Origin of the sequence: Leifsonia shinshuensis, assembly GCF_014217625.1 — a bacterium.
GTDB lineage: Bacteria > Actinomycetota > Actinomycetes > Actinomycetales > Microbacteriaceae > Leifsonia > Leifsonia shinshuensis_A.
In genome coordinates this window covers 966,270-989,033 of sequence record NZ_CP043641.1, presented here as the reverse complement: position 1 = coordinate 989,033, position 22,764 = coordinate 966,270, and the positions used below count along the sequence as shown (strand labels likewise).

Below are 22,764 nucleotides of genomic sequence, written 5' to 3'. Positions count from 1 at the left end.
GCCGTTCACCCCAGCGTCTTCTGCCAGTGCCCCGTCAGCGCGTGCAGCTGGAACCCGAACGCCCGGTTGATCGCGAGCATCGGCGCGTTCTCGTCGGCGTTCCAGGTGAGCAGGCGGTGGATGTGCGGAGCGTGGTGCGCCAACTCGTGGATGTTCTGGAGCTTGACCAGGGTGCCGAGGCGGTGGCCGCGGTGGGGGAGGGCGACCAGGGTGTCGTACTGCTCGGCCTTGTCGCCGTCGGCCGGGACCGCGATCTCGGTGTACGCCGCCAGCTCGCCCGTGGCGATGTGCTCGGCGGCGGTGACCAGCAGCGGCTCGCCGCGTTCGGCCAGCTCGCGCTCCTGCGCGCGCACCCGCTCGCCCGTCCACTCCTCGCGGTCGACCGCGATGCCGCTCTGCGGGATGTCGGTCGACATCCGCGCCTTCAGCGCCGCGAACGGCTCCAGCAGCTCGTCGGGCGCGTGGCCCAGCCAGGAGACCGCGCGGTAGCCCGTGGCGGAGGCCGCCGTGCTGGCCAGGCCGGCCTCCCGCGCCCGGGGGAGCGGCAGCAGCAGCTCGCTGGAGCGCTCCACTTGGCCAAGCCGGTAGCCGTGGCGGAGGGCGAAGCGGACGTCCCGCGACTCGGCGGGCAGCCCGGCGGAGCCGGCGCGCGCCCGGATGACCGACACGCTGTCGCCGAGGGTGGCGGCCGGGTGCTCGGTGTACGCGCTGACGACACGCCGGCCGCCCTCGGCCGCGAGCTCTTCGCCGGCGGCGAGCAGCGCCGAGCCGATGCCGCGGCCGCGGGCGGCGGGGGCGACGTCCACCAGGAGGCTCATCGTCTCGGCCTCCTCGTCCAGCGGGAAGTCCGCCTGGACGCGGCCGACGACGACGCCGTCCTCGATCGCGACGAGCACGATCTTCTCCTGGTAGTCCTGCGCTCGGAAGGCGGCCAGCGCCTCCTCCGCCGTCTCCACGAAGTCGTCGGCCCGCCACAGCGCCACGCTGATGCCGTTGAGGACGCCGACGAGTTCCTCGAACAGCAGCGACTCCGCGGTGCCGAGAGCCGGGGGAGGTGAGAGCCGCTCGATGCGCACCGCTGCCTCCCGCTGTCGTCGAATCGTCAATATGCGGCCAACCGCCCACACTAACCCCGGTTCGGATCGCTGTGAAGAGCATCGAACCGTTTGGTTTCGATCGTGTAAATCTGCGCGCAAATGGCGGGTGCAAATGCTTGCATTACAGGTAGTCTCAGCACACATATTCGTGGTGCGACGAGGCAAACACGCCGCGTTCGACACGGATTCACGTCGAGAGGCAGAAGATGCTAGGAAAGAAAGTCACGATCGGTGCGGCTGTTGCAGCGTCAGTCGCACTGCTCCTCGTTGGCTGTGCCAACCAGCCGTCAACTGGTGGCTCCACCAACACCAACTCGAAGGTGAACATCCCCGCTATCACCTCGGTTTCCACCCCGAAGGACGCGGTGCTCCCCGCGGGTGATGGCAAGGCCACCTGCCCCTCCGGGCTCACCATCGCGTACGTCGGAGCCGAGACCGGCCCGAACGCCCAGCTGGGCATCAACATCTTCAACGGCATCCAGCTGGCCATCAACCAGCACAACAAGGCCAACGCGGGATGCCAGGTCGGCTTCAAGAAGTTCGACACCGAGGGCGACCCGAACAAGGCGACCGGCCCGGTCACCCAGGCGGTCAACGAGGCCGACATCGTCGGTGTCGTGGGCCTGCCGTTCTCCGGTGAGTCCAAGGCGACCGGAAACATCTTCGAGCAGCAGGGCCTGGTGCACATCACCCCGTCCGCGACCAACCCGGCGCTGACCCAGAACGGCTGGAAGACCTTCTTCCGCGGCCTCGGCAACGACGCCGTGCAGGGCCCGGCAGCGGCGAAGTTCCTGACCGACAAGCTGCAGGCCAAGAAGGTCTACCTGGTCCAGGACGACTCCGACTACGGAATCGGCCTCGGCACCACGACCTCCAAGGCGCTCGGCAGCGCGCTCGTCGGCACCGACAAGGTGACGACCGGCCAGAAGGACTTCTCCGCGGTGATCTCCAAGATCATCAACGCGAAGCCGGACGCCGTGTACTACTCGGGCTACTACGCCGAGGGCGCTCCCTTCGACCAGCAGCTGGTCAACAAGGGCTACACGGGCACGTTCGTCGGCCCCGACGGTGTGAAGGACGACCAGTTCATCAAGCTGGCCGGCGACGCGTCCAGCAACGCGTACTTCACCTGCCCCTGCATCCCGGGTGAGCTGATCCCGTCGTTCGAGTCGGCCTACAAGTCGCTCGCCAACGCCGAGCCCGGCACCTACTCGATCGAGGGCTACGACGCCACGACCGTGCTGCTCGCCGGCATCGACAAGGGCAACACGACCCGCCCGAAGCTCGTCGACTGGGTGAAGAACTACGACGCGGACGGCCTGAGCAAGCACTACAAGTGGGACTCCACCGGTGAGCTCCAGGCGCCGACCGTCTACGGGTACAAGGTCGAGGGCGGCAAGATCGTCCCGATCGGAACCATCGGATAACGCGACACGCGAAGGTGCCGCGGGCCACCGTGGCCCGCGGCACCTTTGTTTCGACTCTCGCTCGTACGCTCGTAAGAACTGAGCCGGACCAACGACGATCCGGCACTGACACCTGGAAGCTCGAATGCTCGAAACCCTCCTCCTCGTCCATCCCGTCCTCGACAACTCCTGGATCAACTTCGATGTCGGCGCCCTCATCCAGAACTTCTGGAGCGCCACCTTCGACGGCCTCACCTTCGGCGCCATCTACGGCCTGATCGCCGTCGGCTACACGCTCGTCTACGGCGTGCTCAATCTGATCAACTTCGCCCACTCCGAAGTGTTCATCGTCGGCGCGTACGGCGTCGTGATCACCCTCACGTCGCTCGGCTTCGGGCCGAGCGCCCCCAACCTGAGCCCGGTCGCGATCATCGGCGATCTGCTGCTCGCGCTGCTGGTCGGCATGGCGGCCTCCGCGGCGACCGCGTACGTGCTCGAACGCGTCGCGTACCGGCCGCTGCGAAAACGGAACGCGCCACGCCTCGTGTTCCTCATCACGGCGATCGGCGCCTCGTTCACGATCCAGTACCTGATCTTCCTGATCCGGGGCGCGAACGCGGAGCCGGCGGTGACGATGTTCATCCCGACGCCGATCTTCGACGTCTTCGGGACGATCGTGAACAGCCAGCAGCTCATCATCGTGATCGCCTCCGTCATCCTGATGATCGCGACGGACATGTTCATCCGCCGCACCCGCACCGGCCGCGGCATCCGAGCGGTCGCGCAGGACGCCGACACCGCGACGCTGATGGGCGTAAACAAGGAGAAGATCATCCAGATCACGTTCATCACGGGCGGCATCCTCGCGGGCGCCGCCGCGCTGTTCTACGTGATGCTGGTGCCCTCCGGCGTGATCTACAACGGCGGCTTCGTGCTCGGCGTCAAGGCGTTCGCCGCCGCCGTCCTCGGCGGCATCGGCAACGTGCGCGGCGCCCTCCTCGGCGGTCTCCTGCTCGGCGTGATCGGCAACTACGGCCAGATCCTGCTGGGCGACTCGCAGTGGACCGACGTCGTCGCGTTCGTCGTGCTCGTGCTGGTGCTGCTGGTCAAGCCGACCGGCATCCTCGGCACCTCCCTCGGAAGGAGCCGCGCATGAGCACCACCGAAGGCCCCAAGGTCCTGCCCGACGGACGTTCGGAGCAGGCCGGCGATGCCCTCGAGGCGGCGCGCGCCAACCGGAAGAAGGGCCCGCTGCAGCCGCTGCGCGACTACTGGAACGGCCTCCCGCGGGCGGTGCAGTGGGCGTGGCTGCTCATCGTCGTCGCCCTGGCGTACGCGCTGCCGTACCTGAACTTCTTCCCGCTCACGACCGAGCCCGGCAACGACTGGCCGCTCGCGTGCTTCGCGATGGCCACCTACGGCCTGATCGCGATCGGCCTGAACGTGGTGGTCGGCTACGCCGGCCTCCTCGACCTCGGCTACGTCGCGTTCTTCGCCGTCGGGTCGTACACCGCGGCGATGCTGACCAGCCCGGACTCGCCGTTCCTCAAGATCCCGTACCTCTGGACGATCCCGGTCGCGATGGCGGTCACCATGACCTTCGGTGTGATCCTGGGTGTGCCGACGCTGCGGCTCCGCGGCGACTACCTGGCGATCGTCACGCTCGGCTTCGGTGAGATCGTGCGCATCCTCGCCACGATCATCCCGGCCATGAAGGGCCAGGTCGGCTTCCAGAACGTCGGGCACCCGCCGGGGGAGACCGCCAAGGGCATCCCGATCTTCTCCAACTCGAACGGCGTGCCCTGGTACTGGCTGACGGTGACGGTCATCATCGTGATCTTGCTGCTGGTCGGCAACCTGGAGCGCAGCCGCGTGGGCCGCGCGTGGATCGCCATCCGGGAGGACGAGGACGCCGCAGAGATCATGGGCGTGCCCACCTTCAAGTACAAGGTGTGGGCGTTCGCGATCGGCGCCGGCGTCGGCGGCCTCTCCGGTGCGCTGTTCGCCGGGCAGGTCGGCTTCGTCAACAACCAGAAGTTCGACGTCCAGACGTCGATCCTGTTCCTCGCGGCCGTCGTGCTCGGCGGCGCGGGCAACAAGGTCGGCGCGATGATCGGCGGCGCGATCGTGGCGTACATCCCGCTGCGGTTCACCGCGATCGCGGACTACAAGTACCTGATCTTCGGAATCGCACTCGTGCTCATCATGATCTTCCGCTCGCAGGGCCTGTTCCCGGCGCGGCAGAAGCTCCTGGCCTACGGCCGGCACGCGTATCGACGAGTCGCCGAGGCGGCGAAGGGAGGCGCGCGATGAGCGACGGACCCACCACACCACAGAGCCAGGAGCTCCCGGAGGAGGAGCCGGTCCTCGGTCACAACGAGGACGAGCTGGAGGCGGCGGGCGTCGACCTCGACGTCGCGGAGGCCGCGGCCCCCGACCGGGACATCGCGGTCGAGGTCGGCGAGAACATCGTGGAGGTCCGCAACCTCACGGTGAAGTTCGGCGGCCTCCTGGCCCTCGACGACGTCTCGTTCGACATCCGCCGCGGCGAGATCCTCGGCCTGATCGGGCCGAACGGCGCGGGCAAGACCACCTGCTTCAACGCGATGACCGGCGTCTACAAGCCCACCAGCGGCGACGTGCTGCTGGAGGGGACGTCGATCAAGGGCCAGAAGCAGCACAGGATCACCCGGCTGGGCCTCGCCCGCACCTTCCAGAACATCCGCCTGTTCGGCGAGATGACGGCGCTGGAGAACGTGGTGGTCGGCCTCGACGCCCGGCACCGCACGTCGGTGCCCGGCGCGCTGCTGCGGCTGCCCCGGCACACGCGGGAGGAGAAGTCCTCGATCGAGCGCGGCATGGCCCTGCTCGAGTTCGTGGGCATCGCGGACCACGCCGCCGACCTCTCCCGGTCGCTGCCCTACGGGTCGCAGCGCCGCCTGGAGATCGCGCGGGCGCTGGCGACGGATCCCAAAGTGCTCTGCCTGGACGAGCCGGCCGCCGGCTTCAACCCGGCGGAGAAGGAGGACCTGATGGACCTCATCCGGACGATCCGCGCCGACGGGTACACCGTCCTCCTCATCGAACACGACATGAAGCTGGTCATGGGCGTGACGGACCGCATCGTGGTGCTGGAGTTCGGCCGCAAGCTGGCCGACGACGTGCCCGACGCCATCCGGAACGACCCGCGCGTGATCGCCGCCTACCTCGGGGAGCCCGAAGATGACGTTGCTTGAACTGAAGAACATCAGCGTCGCGTACGGGCGCATCGAGGCCATCCACGACATGTCGTTCTCCGTCGAGGAGGGCGAGATCGTCAGCCTGATCGGCGCGAACGGCGCGGGCAAGTCGACCACCATGAAGACCATCTCGGGCATCTTGAACCCGTCGAAGGGCTCCATCCTGTTCGACGGCCAGGACATCACCAAGATGAAGGCGCACATCCGCGTCGTCCGCGGCATCTCCCAGGCGCCGGAGGGCCGGGGGATCTTCCCGGGCATGACGGTGATGGAGAACCTCGACATGGGCGCGTTCGGCCGCAAGGACCGGTCCAACATGGGTCCGGACTTCGAGCGGGTGTTCTCGCTGTTCCCGCGCCTGGCCGAACGCAAGACGCAGGTCGGCGGCACGATGTCCGGAGGCGAGCAGCAGATGCTTGCGATCGGGCGCGCGCTGATGTCGAACCCGCGGCTGCTGCTGCTGGACGAGCCCTCGATGGGGCTGGCCCCGCAGTTCATCCGGCAGATCTTCTCGATCATCACCGAGATCAACAAGCAGGGCACCACCGTCCTGCTGGTGGAGCAGAACGCCAACCAGGCGCTCGCGCGCGCCAACCGCGCGTTCGTGCTGGAGACCGGGAGCATCACGCGCTCGGGCACCGGCCGCGAACTGCTCGCCGATCCCGCCATCAAGGAGGCCTACCTCGGCGTCGGCTGACGCCCGGCAGCCCCTGAACGCACGGAAAGTGCGCCGTCTCCGCCCGGAACGGCGCACTTTTCGCGTCCTCGGCGGCAGGGGGGACGGGGGAGAGCGCGGGGGTCGGGTAGATTCACCTGCGTGTATCTGAAGAGTCTGACGCTCAAGGGCTTCAAGTCGTTCGCCACGCCGACGACTTTCGCCTTCGAGCCGGGCGTCACCTGCGTCGTCGGGCCCAACGGCTCCGGCAAGTCGAACGTGGTCGACGCTCTCGCCTGGGTGATGGGCGAGCAGGGCGCCAAGACGCTTCGCGGCGGCAAGATGGAGGACGTCATCTTCGCCGGCACCTCCACCCGCGGTCCGCTCGGCCGCGCCGAGGTCCAGCTCACGATCGACAACACCGACGGCGCCCTCCCGATCGACTACACCGAGGTCACCATCTCGCGCACCCTGTTCCGCAACGGCGGCAGCGAGTACGCGATCAACGGCCAGTCCTGCCGGCTGCTCGATGTGCAGGAGCTGCTGAGTGACTCCGGCCTCGGCCGCGAGATGCACGTCATCGTCGGCCAGGGCCAGCTCGACGCCGTGCTGCGCGCCACCCCGGAGGAGCGCCGCGGCTTCATCGAGGAGGCCGCCGGCATCCTCAAGCACCGCCGCCGCAAGGAGAAGACCCTCCGCAAGCTGGAGGCCATGCAGACCAACCTGACCCGGCTGAGCGACCTCGCCGGGGAGGTCCGCCGACAGTTGAAGCCGCTCGGCCACCAGGCCGAGATCGCCCGCGAGGCGCAGTCCATCGCCGCGATCGTCCGCGACGCCCGCGCCCGCCTGCTGGCCGACGACGTCGTCGGGCTGCGCCGGTCGCTGGACGACCACACCCGCACGGAGGCCGAGCGGCACAGCGAGCAGATCGTCCTCCAGGAGCAGCTGGAGCAGAAGCAGCTGCGCCGCACCCGGCTGGAGCAAGCGCAGATCGGCGACGCCGTCGACGTCGCCCGCAGCACCGCGTTCGCGCTGGAGCAGGCCCAGGACCGCCTCCGCGGCCTCTACACCCTCGCCACCCAGCGGCTCGCGCTGCTCGGCAGCCAGGCGGAGACGACCGACGACGGGCCGCGGGTCAGCCCCCAGATGGTGCAGGACGCCGCCGACGAGGTCGAGCGACTGCGCGGCGCGGTCGTGGAGGCCGAGACCGCGTGGCAGGCAGCGCAGTCCGCGTCCCGCGCCGCGCGCGCCCGGCTGGACTCGGTGGACGACGAGATCGCCGCGCAGAGTGCGCTCGTCTCCAAGCACGACCTGGAGATCAGCAAGCTGAACGGCCAGGCCGAGGCCGCCGCCCAGCGCCTCGCGGCCGTGCGCGGCGAGGTCCTGCGCCAGCAGAACGCGCTGGACGCCGCCGCCGAGCGGCTGGAGAAGGCTCGCGCCGAGTTCGCCGCCCGGGAGGCCGAGGCGGCGACCACCGACCTCGGCGAGGGCGCGCTCGACGAGGCGTACGAGCTGGCTCAGGCCGATGTCTTCGAGGCCGAAGGGCTCATCGAGAAGCTGCGCGACGACCTGCACACCCTGGAGCGCGAGCGCGACGCCCTCGCAGCCCGCACCTCCGCCCTGTCGCTGGCCCTCGACCAGAAGGACGGCTCGGCCGCGCTCGTGGCCGCCCGCCTCCCCGGAGTCCGCGGGCTCGTCGCCGAGCACATCCGCGTCCACCCCGGCAACGAGGCGGCCGTCGCCGCCGCGCTCGGCACGCTGGCCGACGCCGTGCTCGCCGAGAGCAGGGACACCGCGTTCGACGCGGTCGCGCACGCCGCCGCCGACGACCTCGGCCGGGTGGAGGTCGTGGTGGCCGACGCCGCCGCGCCGGAGGTCGACCTGACCGGTGTCGCCGGCGTCGTTGCAGCGCGCTCGGTCGTCGAAGCGCCGAGCGGTGTGCTCGGCCTGCTCGCCTTCACCGCTATCGCGGACGACGTGGAGAGTGCTCGCGCGGCGGCCGACGCCTTCCGCGCACGCAAGCTCGGCGGTCCCGTCACCCTGATCACCCGCACCGGCGAGGTGCTGACCGACTTCGTGCTCCGCGGCGGCTCCGGCGCGAAGCAGAGCCGCATCGAGCTGATCGCCGACCGCGACGCCGCGGAGGACCGCCTCGGCGAGGTGACATCCCTCATCGACCGCGCCCGGTTCGCCCTCGCCGAGCAGCGCGGCGTGCTCCAGGTCGCCAAGGAGCAGTCCCAGACCGCCCTGACGGCGCTGCGCGAGTTCGACGCCCAGCTCGCCGCGCAGACCGAGGGCCTGAACCGGGTCAAGGTGCAGTTCGAGGCCTCCGTCGCGGAGTCCGACCGACTGAGCCGCGCGCTGGAGCAGGCCGCCGAGCGCGTTGCCGAGGCCGAGTCCGCGGCCGAGACCGCGAAGTCCGAGCTGGAGGTCGCGCGCTCGCGGCCGCGGCCGATCCTCGACGTCTCGGCCCGCGACGCCCTCTCCGCCGAGCTGGACGCCGCCCGCGAGTCCGAGGTCGAGGCGCGCCTGGCCGTCGAGACCGCGAAGGAGCGCGTGCGGGCCGAGCAGGCGAGGGGAGAAGCACTCGCCCGGCAGCTGGAGGCCGAGCGCGCCGCCGCGGAGGAGGCCGCCCGCCGCGCCGTCATCCGCCGCCGCCAGCTGGAGGCCGCGCAGGGCGTCGTGGATGTCCTCCCGGCCGTGCTGGCCTCCGCCGACCGTTCGGTGTCGCAGGCGCGTCTGGAGCTCGCCGCCGCCGAGGCCCGGCGCGCGAGCCAGAACGAGGAGCTCGCCACCGTGCGGCGCGAGGAGGCCGCGCTGCGCGAGCGGCTGCACGGCATTACGGAGTCGGTGCACGGCCTGGAGCTGCAGATCTACGAGAAGAAGCTGCACCTGTCGAGCCTGCTGGAGCGCGCGGGCAGCGAGCTCGGCCTCGTGGAGGACGTGCTGGTGGCGGAGTACGGGCCGGACGTGCCGGTGCCGCCGGACACGCGCGACGAGGACGAGACGTCCGACACGCCGGACGAGAGCGGGGACGCCGACGAGCGCCCCGGCACCCCCTACGTCCGCGAACAGCAGCAGAAGCGCCTCGCGACCGCCGAGCGCAAGCTCGGCCAGCTCGGCCGGGTGAACCCGCTCGCCCTGGAGGAGTTCGCCGCCCTGGAGCAGCGGCACAAGTTCCTCACCGAGCAGCTCACCGACCTCACGAATACACGCAAGGACCTCGTCACGATCATCGAGGAGATCGACGAGAAGATGCAGACCATCTTCGAGTCGGCCTTCGCGGACACCGAGGCCGCCTTCGAGCGCGTGTTCCCGATCCTGTTCCCGGGCGGCTCCGGCCACATCGCGCTGACGAACCCGGACGACCTGCTCACCACCGGCATCGAGGTGTCGGTCAAGCCGGCGGGCAAGAAGATCGAACGGCTGTCGCTGCTCTCCGGCGGCGAGCGGTCGCTGGCCGCCGTGGCGCTGCTGATCGCGATCTTCAAGGCCCGCCCCAGCCCGTTCTACATCATGGACGAGGTGGAGGCCGCGCTCGACGACGCCAACCTCGGCCGCCTGCTGACGATCTTCGAGGACCTGCGCGAGAACAGCCAGCTCATCGTGATCACCCACCAGAAGCGCACGATGGAGATCGCCGACGCCCTCTACGGCGTCTCGATGCGCCAGGACGGCGTCTCGGCCGTCGTCGGCCAGCGCGTCGCGCAGGAGAAGGCCTCCGCCTAAGCGTTCGCCCCCTCGAACGCGATCGCCGCGAGCTTGCCGTCGAGGCCGTCCAGCGCCTCCGCCGCTCGACGCTCGCAGCGCATGGCGAGGCCGATGTGCCCGCGCTCGCGCAGCTCGTGCGCCAGCAGGAGATCGTCCCGGTTGTCGCCCAGGGCGTCCTGCACCGCCTTCGCCGCCGACGACAGCCGCACGGCCTCCCTGCCGAGGTCGTCTGCGACCGCGTCGGCCGCGTACCGCACCTTCCTCGCCGCCTTCCGGGTGGCGTGCCGTTCCTCCAGGGTGTCGCCGCGCTCCCGGTGCACCCTCTCCACGGCCTTCTGGAGGCCGCGCGTCGTGACGCGGCCGGGATTCTCCCGCCCCTTCCGGGACAGCGGCGGCTCCGCCGCGAACATCTGCAGGTCGGCCAGCAGGGCGCGCACCGTCGCGCCGTGCAGGAAGCGCAGCAGCGAGGCCAGCGCCGCGTCGTGCTCGGCGCGGGTCTCCCTCGCCTCGGCGGTGACCGCGTCGACCAGCTCCGGCGGGTCCCCGGCCTCCAGCAGGTCCTCCAGCGTCGCCGCCTTCACCTCCAGGTCGCGCACGGTGCCCAGCCGGTCGCCGAGGGTCTTCAGCCGGGTGCGCATGTCGAGTGCGGCATCCGACTCGAACGCGGCCCGGTAGACCCGCAGGATGCTCCGCAGCCGGCGCACCCGGATGCGCGCCTGATGGACCGCGTCCTCCCCGTCGGTCTCGATCGCGACGAGCTGCTCGGCGAGCTCGGCCGACACCGCCACGAGGGAGAACATGGCGACACCGTACCAACTAGTCTGAGTGCATGGCAGACCGCACCCCCTGGTCCTTGTCGGGCGCCCTCCGTGGGATGTTCGCCAAGAAGACCATCGACGACACCACCTGGGACGATCTGGAGGCGGCGCTCATCACCGCCGACTTCGGCCCCGATGTCACCGAGGCGGTCGTCGACGACCTGCGCGCCAAGGTCGAGCGCTACCACACCACCGACCCGAGGGACCTCCAGCGCATGCTGCGCGAGACGATGGAGGAGCGGCTGTCGAAGCTCGACACCACGCTCAAGCTGAGCGAGCGTCCCGCGATCGTGCTCGTGGTCGGCGTGAACGGCGTCGGCAAGACCACCACCATCGGCAAGTTCGCCAAGTTCCTGCGCACCTACGACCGCTCGGTGGTCGTGGGCGCGGCCGACACCTTCCGCGCCGCCGCGGTGGAGCAGCTCGCCACCTGGGCGGAGCGCGCGGGAGCGGAGATCGTCCGCCCGCAGCAGCAGGGCCAGGACCCGGCCTCCGTCGCCTTCCAGACCGTCGAGAAGGCCAAGCGCGACGGTACCGAGATCGTCATCATCGACACCGCGGGCCGCCTGCAGACCAAGGGCGGCCTGATGGACGAGCTGTCCAAGATCAAGCGCGTGGTCGAGAAGCAGGCGCCGATCGCCGAGGTGCTGCTTGTGCTCGACGCGACCACCGGCCAGAACGGCCTGGCGCAGGCGGAGGCGTTCCTGGAGCACGCCGGCGTGACCGGGCTCGTGCTCACCAAGCTCGACGGCTCGGCGAAGGGCGGCTTCGTGCTCGCCGTGCAGGAGCGCACCGGCCTCCCGATCAAGCTCATCGGCCAGGGCGAGGGGATCAACGACCTCACCGGCTTCACCCCGCACGTCTTCGCGCAGCAGCTCGTCGGATAGGAGGCGGGTCGCCATGGCCATCGAGCACGACTACTTCGGCGTCATCGACGAGACCGCCTCGGGCGGCCTCGCCTGGAACGACACGGTCGACCTGGCCGACCAGGCGGTGGAGGTGGAGCTCCGCGCCGACGACGAGCGGGCCGTGGGGGAGTACGCCCTCGACGCGGCCGCCGCGCTCATCCAGGCGCTGGAGGGCTTCGACGCCCGGGCGAGGGACGCGCTGGTCGCCGAGCTGAGCTCGCGGCAGTCGGCCACGACGAGCTACATCGACGAGCACGTCGACAAGCTGGGGGAGTCGCTGCTCGACCTGCTGGTCTACAACTCCGGCGACATCGCCATCGACGTCCTGCGCTCGCTGCAGCTGCTCACCGTGACGGTGCAGGCCGACCAGGCCGGCGAGGACGAGGTCTTCGCGACCTTCGACTACTCGATCAGCCCGGACGAGACCGACGCGATCCTCACCGTGTCGTTCGACGTCCGCGGCGACGTGGTCGCGGTCGACACCCAGGGCTGAGGCTCGGCGGGCGGCCAGTCTCGCCCGGTAGACTTGTCCGATCATGGCTACTTTCGGCTCGCTGTCCGACCGGTTGACAGACACCTTCAAGAACCTGCGCACCAAGGGCAAGCTCTCCCCGTCCGACGTCGACGGCACCGTGCGCGAGATCCGCCGCGCGCTGCTCGACGCCGACGTGGCGCTCGACGTCGTCAAGGAGTTCACCGGCAAGGTGCGCGAGCGCGCCCTGTCCGACGAGGTCAACAAGGCGCTGAACCCGGCGCAGCAGGTCGTCCAGATCGTCAACGAGGAGCTGGTGGCCATCCTCGGCGGCCAGCAGCGCCGCCTCCAGTTCGCCAAGCGCCCGCCGACGGTGATCATGCTCGCCGGCCTCCAGGGTGCGGGCAAGACCACCCTCGCGGGCAAGCTCGGCAAGTGGCTGGTCAAGGACGGCCACACGCCGCTCCTCGTCGCCGCCGACCTCCAGCGGCCCAACGCCGTCACCCAGCTCCAGATCGTCGGCGAGCAGGCCGGCGTCCCTGTCTACGCGCCGGAGCCCGGCAACGGCGTCGGCAACCCGGTGAAGGTCGCCAAGGACGCCATGAAGTTCGCCGAGACCAAGCAGTACGACACGGTCGTCATCGACACCGCCGGACGCCTCGGCGTCGACGCCGAGCTGATGAAGCAGGCCGCCGACATCCGCAAGGCCACCGATCCGGACGAAGTGCTGTTCGTGATCGACGCCATGATCGGTCAGGACGCGGTGGCCACCGCCAAGGCGTTCCAGGACGGCGTCGACTTCACCGGCGTGGTGCTCTCCAAGCTCGACGGCGACGCGCGCGGCGGCGCGGCCCTCTCGGTCGCCTCGGTCACCGGCCGCCCGATCATCTTCGCCTCCACCGGCGAGGGACTGGACGACTTCGAGCCGTTCCACCCCGACCGCATGGCGTCGCGCATCCTCGACCTCGGCGACATCCTGACCCTCATCGAGCAGGCCCAGGAGGCCTTCGACGAGGAGGAGGCGCGCAAGGTCGCCGAGAAGTTCGCGACCGACAGCTTCACGCTCGACGACTTCCTCAAGCAGATGCAGCAGTTGCGCAACATGGGCTCCATCAAGAAGATGATGGGCATGCTCCCCGGCGCCGGCCAGATGAAGCAGCAGCTGGACAACTTCGACGAGCGCGAGATCGTGCGCACCGAGGCCATCATCCAGTCCATGACGACGGCCGAGCGCACCACCCCGAAGCTGCTCAACGGCTCCCGCCGACTGCGCATCGCCAAGGGCTCCGGCACGACCGTCACCGAGGTGAACCAGCTCGTCAACCGCTTCGAGCAGGCCGCCAAGATGATGAAGACCGTCGCCAAGGGCGGCGTGCCGCAGGTCCCCGGCATGGGGCCGATCCCCGGCGCCGGCTACGCGGGCCGTGGCAAGCAGCAGCCGAAGAAGAAGGGCTCCCGCTCGGGCAACCCGGCCAAGCGCGCCGCGGAGAACGCGGCCCTGGCGTCTGGCGTCAAGCCGGCGACGGGCGCGCCGGCGGGCACCGGCTTCGGACTCGGCTCGGGCAACAAGGCGAAGGCCGGAGGCCCGACCGAGGAGGAGCTGGCCGCCCTGCAGAAGTTCATGGGGCGCTAGAAGTTCATGGTGCGCTGAGGCCCGGCTGCTGCCGCGGTTCCGGCGACCGCTAGGAGGTCACGCCGAGCGGCGCGAGCCGGTCCTCGATGACCTTCGCGACCGCGCGCTCACCGGCCGCGTTCGGGTGGATGCCGTCCGCCTGCACCAGCTCCGGGTGATCGGCCAGCGGGTAGCCGATGTCGAGGAAGGTTCCGCCGACACCGGTCACGGCCTTCTCGACGATCCCGTTGACGGTCGCGACGGTCGCCGGCGGCGCGTCGGCGCCCCAGACGGTCGTGATGCCGATGATGCGCGCCCGCGGGAACGTGTCGCGCAACTCGCCCAGCAGTTCATCCGCCGAGGAGGCCACGAGCGCCGGGTCCTGCGTGCGGTCGTTACGGGTGGCCGCGATCAGGATGTAGTCGGGGTGCAGGCCGAGCGCGGTGGCGACCTGCTCACGGTAGGTGTCGCCGTTCCAGCCGGGCTTGACGAACCCGGAGCCGGAGACCGCGAGGTCGGTGAGCGTCCAGCCGTGCTGCGCCGCGACGAGCGCCGGCCAGGCCTGATCCGGGCGGACGCCCTTGCCGAACGCGATCGAGTCGCCGATGGCGACGACCTGCGGTTTGGCGTGCTCCGCGGGGGCCGCAACAGCGGTGCCGTCTGCGGCGACCGGGCGCGCGGTGACGGCGGAGGAGCAGCCGGCGAGAGCGGCCGCGGCGAGGGCGATCGCGGCGAACGCGATCAGGCGGAAACGGATGGGCACGGAGTGAGGGTAGACCGCCGAGACTGACAGATCGCTGTGTGCGCCGCCCGGGCGTGTCGGCGTCTTAGCGTCAGACGATTCCGTCGAGCTTGGACAGCACCACCGACGCGATCGCCTGCTGGCCTTCGAGCGTGGGATGCTCGCCGTCGTCCTGCACCAGACCGACCTGGCCGCGGTACGGCTGGCCGAGGTCGATCCACTTGCCGCCCGCCGCGGTCACGGCCTGCTTCAGTGCGTCGTTCAGGGGAGCGAGGTCGCTGTCGCTGGCTTCTCCGGTGAGCGCGTTGTAGCCGATCAGGTGGGCTTTCGGCAGCGCGTCGCTCAGGCGCTCCACCGCCGCCGCCATCGCCTTGGAGACGGAGGCGGTGTCCTGGCCGAGGTCGTTGTCGGACGCGCCGATCAGCACGACGTTCGCCTTCGCGGCGATCGCCTGGTCGATCTGGGCGTTGAAGTCGGAGTTGCTCGCCCCGATCGCGACGAAACCGGCGCCCGGCTCGCTGAAGTTCTGCAGGCCCCAGCGCCGGTCGACGGCGACGAGGGCGGGCCAGGATTCGAACGGCTCCAGTCCCATGCCCGATTCGATGGAGTCGCCGACGATCGCGACCACCGGGTGCTTCCCCGCCGGCACCGTCGCGCCGACGGCGAGCTGGGAGGAGACGGAGGCGCATCCGCTCAGGGCGACCGTCCCGAGCAGCAGCGCTGCCAGCGCCGTTGCGACGGTTGCGAGAGGCCGATGGCGGAACATGTCTCCGAGCCTAGGCGAAGAGTCTATGGATGCCCTATGCGCGATTATGAGCCTCCTGTGCCGGCCGAGGTCTCCCGCGGCGTCCGGTCCAGTCCGCTGCGGAGCTCGTGCGTGAGCGAGCTCACGACGGCCTGCAGGCTGCCGCCGTTGGCCTCCGCGACGGCGAGCTGGCGCTGGTAGCTGGCGCCGGTCCCGAGCACGTCGGCGACCGTCGCGAGCTCGGCGGAGCAGCCCAGCCGCTCGGCCGTGCCGCCGAGCTCGTCCACGAGCTGGAGGAGCTGATCGCGCACCAGGCGCTCGGTGCCGTCCGGCGCCACGATGATCTCGGCGTCCAGCCCGTACCTGGCCGCACGCCACTTGTTCTCACGCACGAACCACGGCTGGAGCGTGACCGGCTCGACGCCGTCGTCCAGGTCGCCGGACATCCGGTCGGTGAGGCAGTGGATGAGCGCGCCGACCGCGCCCACCTCGTCCGCGGTCGAGAGCCCGTCGCACGCGCGCATCTCGACAGTGCCCCAGCGCGGCGACGGCCGGATGTCCCAGCGGACCTCGCTGTGGTCCTCCACGACGCCGGTCGTCACGAGGTCCTGCACGTACTCCTCGTAGTTCGCCCAGGTCCCGAACTGCCAGGGCAGCCCGGCCGTCGGCAGCTGCTGGAACATCAGCGCCCTGTTCGACGCGTAGCCGGTGCGGGCTCCGGCCCAGAACGGGCTCGACGCGCTCAGCGCCTGAAGGTGCGGGTAGTAGGTGAGCAGCCCGTTGACGATCGGGAGGGCCTTGTCGCGGTCGTCGATGCCGACGTGCACATGGATGCCCCAGATCATCATCTGCCTGCCCCACCACTGCGTGCGGTCGAGCAGCCGGTCGTAGCGCTCGTTCGGGGTGATCTTCTGGTCGTACCACTGGGCGAAGGGATGCGTGCCGGCGCACATCAACTCGACGCCGAGCGGATCGATGACCTCCCGGGTCAGCGCTATCAGCTCCTGGAGGTCGGCGATCGCCGCGGGCACGGTGTGGTGGACCCGGCTGACCAGCTCGATCGTGTTCATCAGCAGCTCGTGCGTGATCTGCGGATGCTCCCGCCCGTCCGGCGTGCCGAGCTCGCGCAGCACCTCGTCGGCGAGCTGCACCAGGTCGCCCGTCGAGCCGTCGACGAGCGCCAGCTCCCACTCGATCCCGACCGTGGAGCGTTCCGACTCTGCGAATTCGATCTGCATCGAGGGTGACCCCGTCCGTCCGATTGTTCATTGGGCGCGCTTTTCTGACAGAATATCTAGTTGAGTTCGACGTGCCCGACCCTCTATCCGGCACATCGGACGAACAATAGACCTCCTGCCGCGTGTGCCCCCACGCCCACGGCAGTCAGTTCGACAACGAATCCACCGGAACCTCTGCGGGTTCCGGACGTCAACACAGGAGAATTGTGGCTGTCAAAATCCGTCTGAAGCGCCTGGGCAAGATCCGCGCTCCGTACTACCGCATCGTCGTCGCCGACTCGCGCACCAAGCGCGACGGCCGCGTCATCGAGGAGATCGGTCTGTACCACCCGACCGAGGAGCCCTCGCGCATCGAGGTCGACTCCGAGCGTGCGCAGTACTGGCTCGGCGTCGGCGCTCAGCCGTCCGAGCAGGTGCTGGTGCTCCTCAAGCTCACCGGTGACTGGGGCAAGTTCAAGGGCGACAAGGACGCCGTCTCGACCGTGAAGACGGCCGAGGCCAAGGAGTCCTTCGTCGCCGACGAGAAGAAGAAGCCGGTCCTGAAGCCGAAGAAGGACGAGACCGTCGCGAAGGCGGAGGCCGTCGTCGAGGCCGAGGTCGAAGCCGAGGAGGCCGCTGAGGCCGAGGTCGTCGCCGAGGCTGAAGAGATCACCGAAGCCGCTGACGGCGAGAAGGCGTAACACCTTGCTCGCTCCCGCTCTCACGCACCTGGTCAAGGGCATCGTCGACCACCCGGACGACGTGCACGTCGTGGCCAAGGGTTCGCCGCGTGGCGAGGTCCTCGAGGTTCGAGTGAACCCCGAGGACCTCGGGCGGGTCATCGGCCGTTCCGGCCGGACCGCCAAGGCCCTCCGCACCATCGTGGCCGCACTGGCCGACGGCCGCCGCGTCCGCGTCGACGTCGTCGACGACTGAGGTGGCGGACCACAAGCTGCCCCGCAAGGAGGTCGCTCCGCGACCGGGTCAGACCGAGCTGCGCGTCGGCCGGCTGACCAAGGCGCACGGACTGAAGGGCGCTCTCAAGCTCGAGCTGTTCACGGACGAGCCCGAGCGTCGCTTCGTGCCTGGCGCCGTCTTCACGCTGCAGGTGCCCACGGCCTCCAAGTGGCACGGCAGGACCATCGAGCTCACGGAGCTGCGCTGGTATAACGGTCACCCGGTCGGCTTCTTCGCCGGCGTGGACGACCGGACCGAGGCGGAGACGCTGGTGAAGGCCATCCTCTGGGTGAGCCAGGACGCCAAGCAGCTCCCCGCCGAGGAGGACGCCTGGTACGACCACCAGCTGGTCGGGCTGAGCGCCCGCCGCGACGGCGTGGAGGTCGGCACCGTGGCCCGGGTCGACCACCTGCCCGCGCAGGATCTGCTGGTCGTCCGCACGGCGGACGGCGAGGTCCTGGTGCCGTTCGTGAAGGCGATCGTCCCCGAGGTGGACATCGCCGCGGGCACCGTGACGCTGACGCCGCCGGCCGGGCTCTTCGAGGAGCTTCCGGACGACGACGAGGCCGAGGGCGCTGAGACCGCCGACGAGCCAGCGGGCGACACGGCCGAGCCGGAGGCCGAAGCCACCGAACCGGAGAACCCCGAGGACTGACGTGGCCCATTACGTGATCGACGCCTCCGCCGCCATCGAGCTGGCGGAGGCCGGTTACGTCCCGGCCACCGGCGACTCCCTGCTCGCTCCCACACTGCTGCGCTGCGAGGTGCTCGCGCTGCTGCGCCGCTCCGTCGTGGCGGGCGAGCGGGACGACCTCGCCGCCCGCACGCTGATCGCCGCCGTCGACCGGCTGCCGATCCGGCTGCTCGGCGACCGCGTGCTGCGGAAGACCGCCTGGCGTCTCGCCACGGAGCTCGGCCTGCCCGACACGTTCGCGGCCGAGTACGTCGCGCTCACCGTCCTGCACGGCGACGCGCTCGTCACCGACATGCCGGACGTCTACGTCGGCGCGTCCGTCCCGCTGCGCACCGGCGCCGACCTGCTGCGCTCCTAGCGCACGATCGCGAGTCCGCGCGCCCGCAGGTGCCGCGCGTCCGCGTCCAGCGCCGCGAGCAGTCGCTCGTGCGTCCCCACGATGTGCCGGTGGATGCTGTCCGCCGCCGCGTTCGCGTCCCGCGCCGCGAGCTGGTCGACGATCGCGCGGTGCTCCTCCCAGGCCGTCCGCCGCGCGTCGGCCGTGCGGACCTCCAGCCAGCGGGTGCGGGCCAGCCGGGTCATCGCCGAGGAGACCGAGTCGGCGAAGAAGTGGTTGCCGCTGAGCGCTGCGAGCCGCACGTGGAAGCTCGCGCCGGCGCCGACGGCGTCCTCGTCCCGCCGGTCAGGGTCGTAGGCGCCGAGGTCGTCGCGCAGCGCACGCAGGTCGTCGTCCGTGGCACGTGCTGCGCTGAGCCGGGCGGCGGCGGTCTCGAGGGCGTCACGGAGCTCGCTGAGCCGCGCGATCTCGCCCAGGTCGATGGGGGAGACCTCCCAGCCCCGGCCGTCGCGCCTCACCAGCCCCTCCGCCTCCAAGCGCATCAGGGCCGTACGCAGCGGCGTGCGCGACGCGCCGAGCTCGGCTTCGAGCCCGCGCTCGGTGATGCGGGAGCCCGGCACGCGGTCCAGGTCGAGGATCGCGGAGCGCAGGCGCTCGTACACGTGGGGCTGCTCGGGCATCAGGCTCCTTCGTTGGTATACCAAGTCGGTATACCGCTAGGGTATACCGCATGAGCCGAGAAACACGAGCGGACACCGAGCAGGCGACGAGAACACCGCGGCCGTGGCTCATGCTCGCGCTGGGCGTCGTCGGCCAGGCCAGCTCGACCGTCTTCGTCTCGACCCCGGCCTTCCTCATCCCGCTGCTGCACACCGAGCGCGGCCTGAGCCTCGCCCAGGCCGGCCTGCTCGCCTCCGCGCCGACGCTCGGGCTGGTGCTCGCGCTGATCGCCTGGGGAGCCCTGAGCGACCGGATCGGCGAGCGCTGGGTCATCGCCTCCGGACTGGCGCTCACGGCGGCCGCCGCGATCGGCGCCATGTTCGTCTCGTCGTACGTCGCGCTCGGCGCGCTGTTCCTGGTCGGCGGGATGGCCGCCGCGAGCCCCAACGCCGCGAGCGGCCGGGTGGTGATCGGCTGGTTCGCCAAGGAACGGCGCGGCCTCGCCATGGGCATCCGGCAGATGTGCCAGCCGCTCGGCGTCGCGATCGCCGCGATCAGCGTCCCGCTGCTGGCGGCCTCCGGAGGAATCTCCGCGGCCCTGGCCGTGCCCGCGGTGCTCTGCGGCGTCTCGGCCGTGCTGTGCGCCGTCGGGATCGTCGACCCGCCGCGTCCGCCGCGCCGCTCCGCCGACGGGGAGGACACCCACCCGCAGGCGACCTGGCGCCCGTACCGGGAGACCTCCCTGCTCTGGCGCATCCACGCCGTGTCGATGCTGCTGGTGGTGCCGCAGTTCACCGTGTCCACGTTCGGGCTGGTCTGGCTGGTCACGGAGCTGCATTTCACGTCGCTCGCCGCGGGAGTCGTGATCGCGGTCAGCCAGTTCGCCGGAGCGATCGGCCGGATCGGCGTCGGCGTGCTGAGCGACCGCGTCGGCAGCCACCTGGTGCCGCTGCGCTGGGTGTCGCTGGCCGCGGTCGTCGTCATGCTGCTGATGGGCGCGGCGTCCGCGCTGGGCTCGGTCGCCGCGGCCGTGATCCTCATCGTCGCCGCGATCGTGACCGTCGCCGACAACGGCCTCGCCTACACGTCGGTCGCCGAGATCGCCGGACCGTTCTGGTCGGGCCGGGCGCTCGGCGCGCAGAACACCGGTCAGTTCCTGGCCGCGTCGGTCGTCGGGCCGGCCGTCGGCGCGCTCATCGGCTGGGTCGGCTTCCCGCTCGCGTTCGCGGCCGTGGCGATCTGCCCGGCCGTGGCGACGCCGCTGGTGCCGCGCGACCGGGAGCTCGCCGTCGTCCCCGAATAGAATTCCCCCTATGCGCATCGACATCGTCACGATCTTCCCGACCTTCTTCGATGTGCTCGACATCTCCCTGCTCGGCAAGGCGCGGCAGGCGGGCATCATCCAGCTCGGCGTCCACGACCTCCGCGACCACACCCATGACCGGCACCGCACGGTGGACGACACCCCCTACGGCGGCGGCGCCGGGATGGTGATGAAGCCGGAGCCGTGGGGGGAGGCGCTGGACGCGGTGGTGGACGGCTCGGACGACCCGGTACTGCTGTTCCCGTCGCCCGCCGGCGAGGTGTTCACCCAGGCGATGGCCCGCGAGCTCGCGACCGAGTCGCACCTGGTGTTCGGCTGCGGCCGCTACGAGGGCATCGACCAGCGCGTGTTCGACGAGTACGCCTCCCGCGCCCGCGTGCGGCTGGTGAGCATCGGCGACTACGTGCTCAACGGCGGCGAGGTCGCCACGATGGCGATGATCGAGGCGATCGGCCGGCTGATCCCCGGCGTCGTCGGCAACCCGGAGAGCCTGGTCCAGGAGTCGCACGAGGACGGCCTCCTGGAGTACCCGTCGTACACGAAGCCGGCCGAGTGGCGCGGCCACGACGTGCCGCCGATCCTGCTCTCCGGCAACCACGGCGCGATCGAGAACTGGCGCCGGGAGCAGTCCCTCGCCCGCACTGCGCGGGTGCGGCCCGACCTGCTGCCGTAACCGCTACGGCGCGCTGAGGACGAGGGGGCCGTCCTCCGTGATGGCGACGGTGTGCTCGGAATGCGCGCCGCGCGAGCCGTCGGCCGACCGCAGCGTCCAGCCGTCCGGGTCGGTGAAGATCCGGTCGGTGGTCTCCAGGAACCACGGCTCGATCGCGACGACGAGCCCCGGCCGCAGCGGGAAACCGCGTCCGGCGCGGCCGTCGTTCGGGATGTGCGGGTCGCCGTGCATCGTCCGCCCGACCCCGTGGCCGCCGAACTGCGTGTTCACCGAGTAGCCCTCGGCGTGCGCCACGGCGGCGATCGCCGCGGAGATGTCGCCGACGCGGCCTCCCGGCTGGGCTGCGGCGATCCCCGCGGTCAGCGCCCGACGGGTCGTGTCGATGAGCCGGACGTCCTCGTCGCGCGCCGTGCCGACCACGAGGCTGACCGCCGAGTCGGCCACCCAGCCGTCGACGCTCGCGGCGAAGTCGAGGCTGAGCAGGTCGCTGTCGCGCAGCCGGTAGTCGTGGGGGAGGCCGTGCAGGACGGCGTCGTTGACGGAGGTGCAGATCACCTTGCCGAACGGGCTCGCCCCGAACGACGGGTGGTAGTCGATGTAGCAGGACTCCGCCCCGCGGCGGCGGATCAGGTCGTGCGCGATCCGGTCCAGCTCCAGGAGATTCACGCCCACCTTCGCGGCGGCGGCGGTCTCGGCGAGGACCTCGGCGACGAACCGGCCGGCCGGCCGCATCTGCTCGATCTCGGCGGGGGTCCTCAGCTCGATCACGGGGTGTCCTCTTTCTGTGGTGGGGCTGCGTCCAGTCTTCCATGCGCCCGTCGCGTTCAGTCCGCCGTGGGCGAACCCCTAGCCACCGCACAGCCGCGCGACGTTACGCTGGTCGCGTGTTCATCCGCAAGGCGTTCTACTGGTGGCTCTTCCCGTCCGCCGTGGTGCTGCCCGTCTGGCTGCTGATCGGCTGGGCCGCATTCCACCAGGGCAGCGGCTGGACGTTCCTCGGGCTGCTCGTGCTGTGCCCGATCCTCTTCGTCGCGCTGCTCGCGATCGGCGGCATCGTCATGGCCCGCAGGAGCGTCAGGGAGACCCGGGCTGTCTCCTGGTACGACACCGGCCTGCTCGCCGGCTGGAGCGCCTCCATCGTCGCGTTCGGCTTCTTCCCGCCCGGCGCCACCGGCTGGCTCGCCGTGCTCGGCGTGTTGTTCTTCCTGGCGATGTTCTGGGTCGGGCTCTGGGAGCTCGTGACCGAGACGCGTGAGCGGATGTCGGTCACCTTCGCCGCGTACCAGCAGGCCGCGCAGCCGCAGCAGGTGCCGCGGCCGTCCAGCCCGGTGGTGGACGACGCGGACGTCATCATCATCGAAGAGCACCGCGAAGACTGAGGCTTCCCACCCGTCCGGCGCCGCGCTTTGGCAATAGGGCCTCGCGCGTGGCAGAATAGTTGTTCGTGCCGCCGCCAGGCTCTGCCGCAGGGGAGCCAGCAATTCGAGCGTGCACACC

Annotated in this window: 23 protein-coding genes; 16 read left to right on the top strand and 7 right to left on the bottom strand. The window is 70.5% G+C overall.

Annotation, left to right across the window (positions count from 1 at the left end; translation table 11 throughout):
• Positions 1–5: 5 nt before the first annotated feature.
• Positions 6–1,076 (bottom strand): GNAT family N-acetyltransferase, encoded by a 1,071-nt coding sequence (locus tag F1C12_RS04770; RefSeq protein WP_258046119.1) that lies wholly within the window; start codon positions 1,074–1,076, stop codon positions 6–8.
• Positions 1,077–1,417: 341 nt separating this feature from the next.
• On the opposite strand from F1C12_RS04770, the gene F1C12_RS04765 reads away from it, so the two are divergent.
• The 6 genes from F1C12_RS04765 to smc all read left to right on the top strand — a co-directional run bounded on the left by F1C12_RS04765 (position 1,418) and on the right by smc (position 10,126).
• Entirely contained in the window at positions 1,418–2,524 is a 1,107-nt protein-coding gene (locus F1C12_RS04765; protein WP_258046118.1) for a branched-chain amino acid ABC transporter substrate-binding protein, read from the top strand.
• A 124-nt stretch (positions 2,525–2,648) separates the two neighbouring features.
• Entirely contained in the window at positions 2,649–3,659 is a 1,011-nt protein-coding gene (locus F1C12_RS04760; protein ID WP_185277666.1) for a branched-chain amino acid ABC transporter permease, read from the top strand.
• Positions 3,656–4,816, top strand: a complete 1,161-nt coding sequence (locus F1C12_RS04755; protein ID WP_258046117.1) for a branched-chain amino acid ABC transporter permease — start codon at positions 3,656–3,658, stop codon at positions 4,814–4,816. Before F1C12_RS04760 ends, F1C12_RS04755 begins: the two co-directional genes overlap by 4 nt.
• Positions 4,813–5,739, top strand: a complete 927-nt coding sequence (locus F1C12_RS04750) for an ABC transporter ATP-binding protein (protein WP_185277665.1) — start codon at positions 4,813–4,815, stop codon at positions 5,737–5,739. Before F1C12_RS04755 ends, F1C12_RS04750 begins: the two co-directional genes overlap by 4 nt.
• On the top strand, positions 5,726–6,439 hold the full coding sequence (locus F1C12_RS04745; protein WP_185277664.1) for an ABC transporter ATP-binding protein: 714 nt from the start codon (positions 5,726–5,728) through the stop codon (positions 6,437–6,439). Before F1C12_RS04750 ends, F1C12_RS04745 begins: the two co-directional genes overlap by 14 nt.
• A gap of 120 nt (positions 6,440–6,559) precedes the next feature.
• On the top strand, positions 6,560–10,126 hold the full coding sequence (gene smc / locus F1C12_RS04740) for a chromosome segregation protein SMC (protein WP_185277663.1): 3,567 nt from the start codon (positions 6,560–6,562) through the stop codon (positions 10,124–10,126).
• Here the strand turns inward: smc and F1C12_RS04735 are convergent.
• A complete protein-coding gene (locus tag F1C12_RS04735; RefSeq protein ID WP_185277662.1) occupies positions 10,123–10,908 on the bottom strand; it encodes a CHAD domain-containing protein in 786 nt (261 codons plus the stop codon). The genes smc and F1C12_RS04735 overlap by 4 nt on opposite strands.
• A gap of 29 nt (positions 10,909–10,937) precedes the next feature.
• Between F1C12_RS04735 and ftsY the strand changes: the two genes are divergently transcribed.
• From ftsY to ffh, 3 genes are read left to right on the top strand one after another with little or no spacing between them, the layout of a single operon-like run.
• A complete protein-coding gene (gene ftsY / locus F1C12_RS04730) occupies positions 10,938–11,813 on the top strand; it encodes a signal recognition particle-docking protein FtsY (protein ID WP_185277661.1) in 876 nt (291 codons plus the stop codon).
• A 13-nt stretch (positions 11,814–11,826) separates the two neighbouring features.
• The gene (locus F1C12_RS04725; protein ID WP_185277660.1) at positions 11,827–12,327 is read left to right on the top strand and encodes a DUF2004 domain-containing protein; all 501 of its coding nucleotides are present in this window, start codon (positions 11,827–11,829) and stop codon (positions 12,325–12,327) included.
• Positions 12,328–12,370: 43 nt separating this feature from the next.
• Positions 12,371–13,939: a signal recognition particle protein gene (gene ffh, locus F1C12_RS04720; protein WP_185277659.1), complete on the top strand. Its 1,569-nt coding sequence runs from the start codon at positions 12,371–12,373 to the stop codon at positions 13,937–13,939.
• Positions 13,940–13,988: 49 nt separating this feature from the next.
• Here the strand turns inward: ffh and F1C12_RS04715 are convergent, their stop codons facing one another.
• The 3 genes from F1C12_RS04715 to F1C12_RS04705 all read right to left on the bottom strand — a co-directional run bounded on the left by F1C12_RS04715 (position 13,989) and on the right by F1C12_RS04705 (position 16,643).
• On the bottom strand, positions 13,989–14,681 hold the full coding sequence (locus F1C12_RS04715) for an SGNH/GDSL hydrolase family protein (RefSeq protein ID WP_258046116.1): 693 nt from the start codon (positions 14,679–14,681) through the stop codon (positions 13,989–13,991).
• A gap of 70 nt (positions 14,682–14,751) precedes the next feature.
• Positions 14,752–15,426: an SGNH/GDSL hydrolase family protein gene (locus F1C12_RS04710; protein ID WP_185277658.1), complete on the bottom strand. Its 675-nt coding sequence runs from the start codon at positions 15,424–15,426 to the stop codon at positions 14,752–14,754.
• A 44-nt stretch (positions 15,427–15,470) separates the two neighbouring features.
• On the bottom strand, positions 15,471–16,643 hold the full coding sequence (locus F1C12_RS04705; RefSeq protein ID WP_185277657.1) for a glutamate--cysteine ligase: 1,173 nt from the start codon (positions 16,641–16,643) through the stop codon (positions 15,471–15,473).
• 206 nt (positions 16,644–16,849) lie between these two features.
• Here F1C12_RS04705 and rpsP point away from each other — a divergent pair, with 206 nt between their 5' ends.
• From rpsP to F1C12_RS04685, 4 genes are read left to right on the top strand one after another with little or no spacing between them, the layout of a single operon-like run.
• Complete coding sequence (gene rpsP, locus F1C12_RS04700) at positions 16,850–17,323, top strand: 30S ribosomal protein S16 (protein WP_185277656.1); 474 nt, start codon at positions 16,850–16,852, stop codon at positions 17,321–17,323.
• A 4-nt stretch (positions 17,324–17,327) separates the two neighbouring features.
• Positions 17,328–17,558 (top strand): RNA-binding protein, encoded by a 231-nt coding sequence (locus tag F1C12_RS04695; RefSeq protein ID WP_179606430.1) that lies wholly within the window; start codon positions 17,328–17,330, stop codon positions 17,556–17,558.
• Between the two features lies 1 nt (position 17,559).
• A complete protein-coding gene (gene rimM, locus F1C12_RS04690) occupies positions 17,560–18,234 on the top strand; it encodes a ribosome maturation factor RimM (protein ID WP_258046115.1) in 675 nt (224 codons plus the stop codon).
• A gap of 1 nt (position 18,235) precedes the next feature.
• Positions 18,236–18,631 (top strand): type II toxin-antitoxin system VapC family toxin, encoded by a 396-nt coding sequence (locus F1C12_RS04685; protein ID WP_185277655.1) that lies wholly within the window; start codon positions 18,236–18,238, stop codon positions 18,629–18,631.
• On the opposite strand, the gene F1C12_RS04680 is transcribed toward F1C12_RS04685, so the two are convergent.
• On the bottom strand, positions 18,628–19,290 hold the full coding sequence (locus F1C12_RS04680) for a GntR family transcriptional regulator (RefSeq protein WP_185277654.1): 663 nt from the start codon (positions 19,288–19,290) through the stop codon (positions 18,628–18,630). The two genes, F1C12_RS04685 and F1C12_RS04680, sit on opposite strands and share 4 nt — an antisense overlap.
• 50 nt (positions 19,291–19,340) lie before the next feature.
• On the opposite strand from F1C12_RS04680, the gene F1C12_RS04675 reads away from it, so the two are divergent.
• Positions 19,341–20,573, top strand: a complete 1,233-nt coding sequence (locus F1C12_RS04675) for an MFS transporter (protein ID WP_185277653.1) — start codon at positions 19,341–19,343, stop codon at positions 20,571–20,573.
• A 10-nt stretch (positions 20,574–20,583) separates the two neighbouring features.
• Positions 20,584–21,267, top strand: coding sequence for a tRNA (guanosine(37)-N1)-methyltransferase TrmD (trmD, locus tag F1C12_RS04670; RefSeq protein ID WP_185277652.1), 684 nt, complete (start codon positions 20,584–20,586; stop codon positions 21,265–21,267).
• A gap of 3 nt (positions 21,268–21,270) precedes the next feature.
• Here trmD and map read toward each other — a convergent pair whose 3' ends face one another.
• The gene (gene map, locus F1C12_RS04665) at positions 21,271–22,035 is read right to left on the bottom strand and encodes a type I methionyl aminopeptidase (RefSeq protein ID WP_185277651.1); all 765 of its coding nucleotides are present in this window, start codon (positions 22,033–22,035) and stop codon (positions 21,271–21,273) included.
• A 116-nt stretch (positions 22,036–22,151) separates the two neighbouring features.
• Between map and F1C12_RS04660 the strand changes: the two genes are divergently transcribed.
• Positions 22,152–22,646 (top strand): hypothetical protein, encoded by a 495-nt coding sequence (locus F1C12_RS04660; RefSeq protein ID WP_185277650.1) that lies wholly within the window; start codon positions 22,152–22,154, stop codon positions 22,644–22,646.
• Positions 22,647–22,764: the final 118 nt, after the last annotated feature.

What these genes read in the sequence shown, in the direction of transcription:
- F1C12_RS04760 (WP_185277666.1), top strand. Translation starts at nt 2,649, where the DNA reads ATGCTCGAAACCCTCCTCCTCGTCCATCCCGTCCTCGACAACTCCTGG.
- F1C12_RS04755 (WP_258046117.1), top strand. Translation starts at nt 3,656, where the DNA reads ATGAGCACCACCGAAGGCCCCAAGGTCCTGCCCGACGGACGTTCGGAG.
- F1C12_RS04750 (WP_185277665.1), top strand. Translation starts at nt 4,813, where the DNA reads ATGAGCGACGGACCCACCACACCACAGAGCCAGGAGCTCCCGGAGGAG.
- F1C12_RS04745 (WP_185277664.1), top strand. Translation starts at nt 5,726, where the DNA reads ATGACGTTGCTTGAACTGAAGAACATCAGCGTCGCGTACGGGCGCATC.
- F1C12_RS04735 (WP_185277662.1), bottom strand. Translation starts at nt 10,908, where the DNA reads ATGTTCTCCCTCGTGGCGGTGTCGGCCGAGCTCGCCGAGCAGCTCGTC.
- ftsY (WP_185277661.1), top strand. Translation starts at nt 10,938, where the DNA reads ATGGCAGACCGCACCCCCTGGTCCTTGTCGGGCGCCCTCCGTGGGATG.
- F1C12_RS04725 (WP_185277660.1), top strand. Translation starts at nt 11,827, where the DNA reads ATGGCCATCGAGCACGACTACTTCGGCGTCATCGACGAGACCGCCTCG.
- ffh (WP_185277659.1), top strand. Translation starts at nt 12,371, where the DNA reads ATGGCTACTTTCGGCTCGCTGTCCGACCGGTTGACAGACACCTTCAAG.
- F1C12_RS04710 (WP_185277658.1), bottom strand. Translation starts at nt 15,426, where the DNA reads ATGTTCCGCCATCGGCCTCTCGCAACCGTCGCAACGGCGCTGGCAGCG.
- F1C12_RS04705 (WP_185277657.1), bottom strand. Translation starts at nt 16,643, where the DNA reads ATGCAGATCGAATTCGCAGAGTCGGAACGCTCCACGGTCGGGATCGAG.
- F1C12_RS04680 (WP_185277654.1), bottom strand. Translation starts at nt 19,290, where the DNA reads ATGCCCGAGCAGCCCCACGTGTACGAGCGCCTGCGCTCCGCGATCCTC.
- F1C12_RS04675 (WP_185277653.1), top strand. Translation starts at nt 19,341, where the DNA reads ATGAGCCGAGAAACACGAGCGGACACCGAGCAGGCGACGAGAACACCG.
- trmD (WP_185277652.1), top strand. Translation starts at nt 20,584, where the DNA reads ATGCGCATCGACATCGTCACGATCTTCCCGACCTTCTTCGATGTGCTC.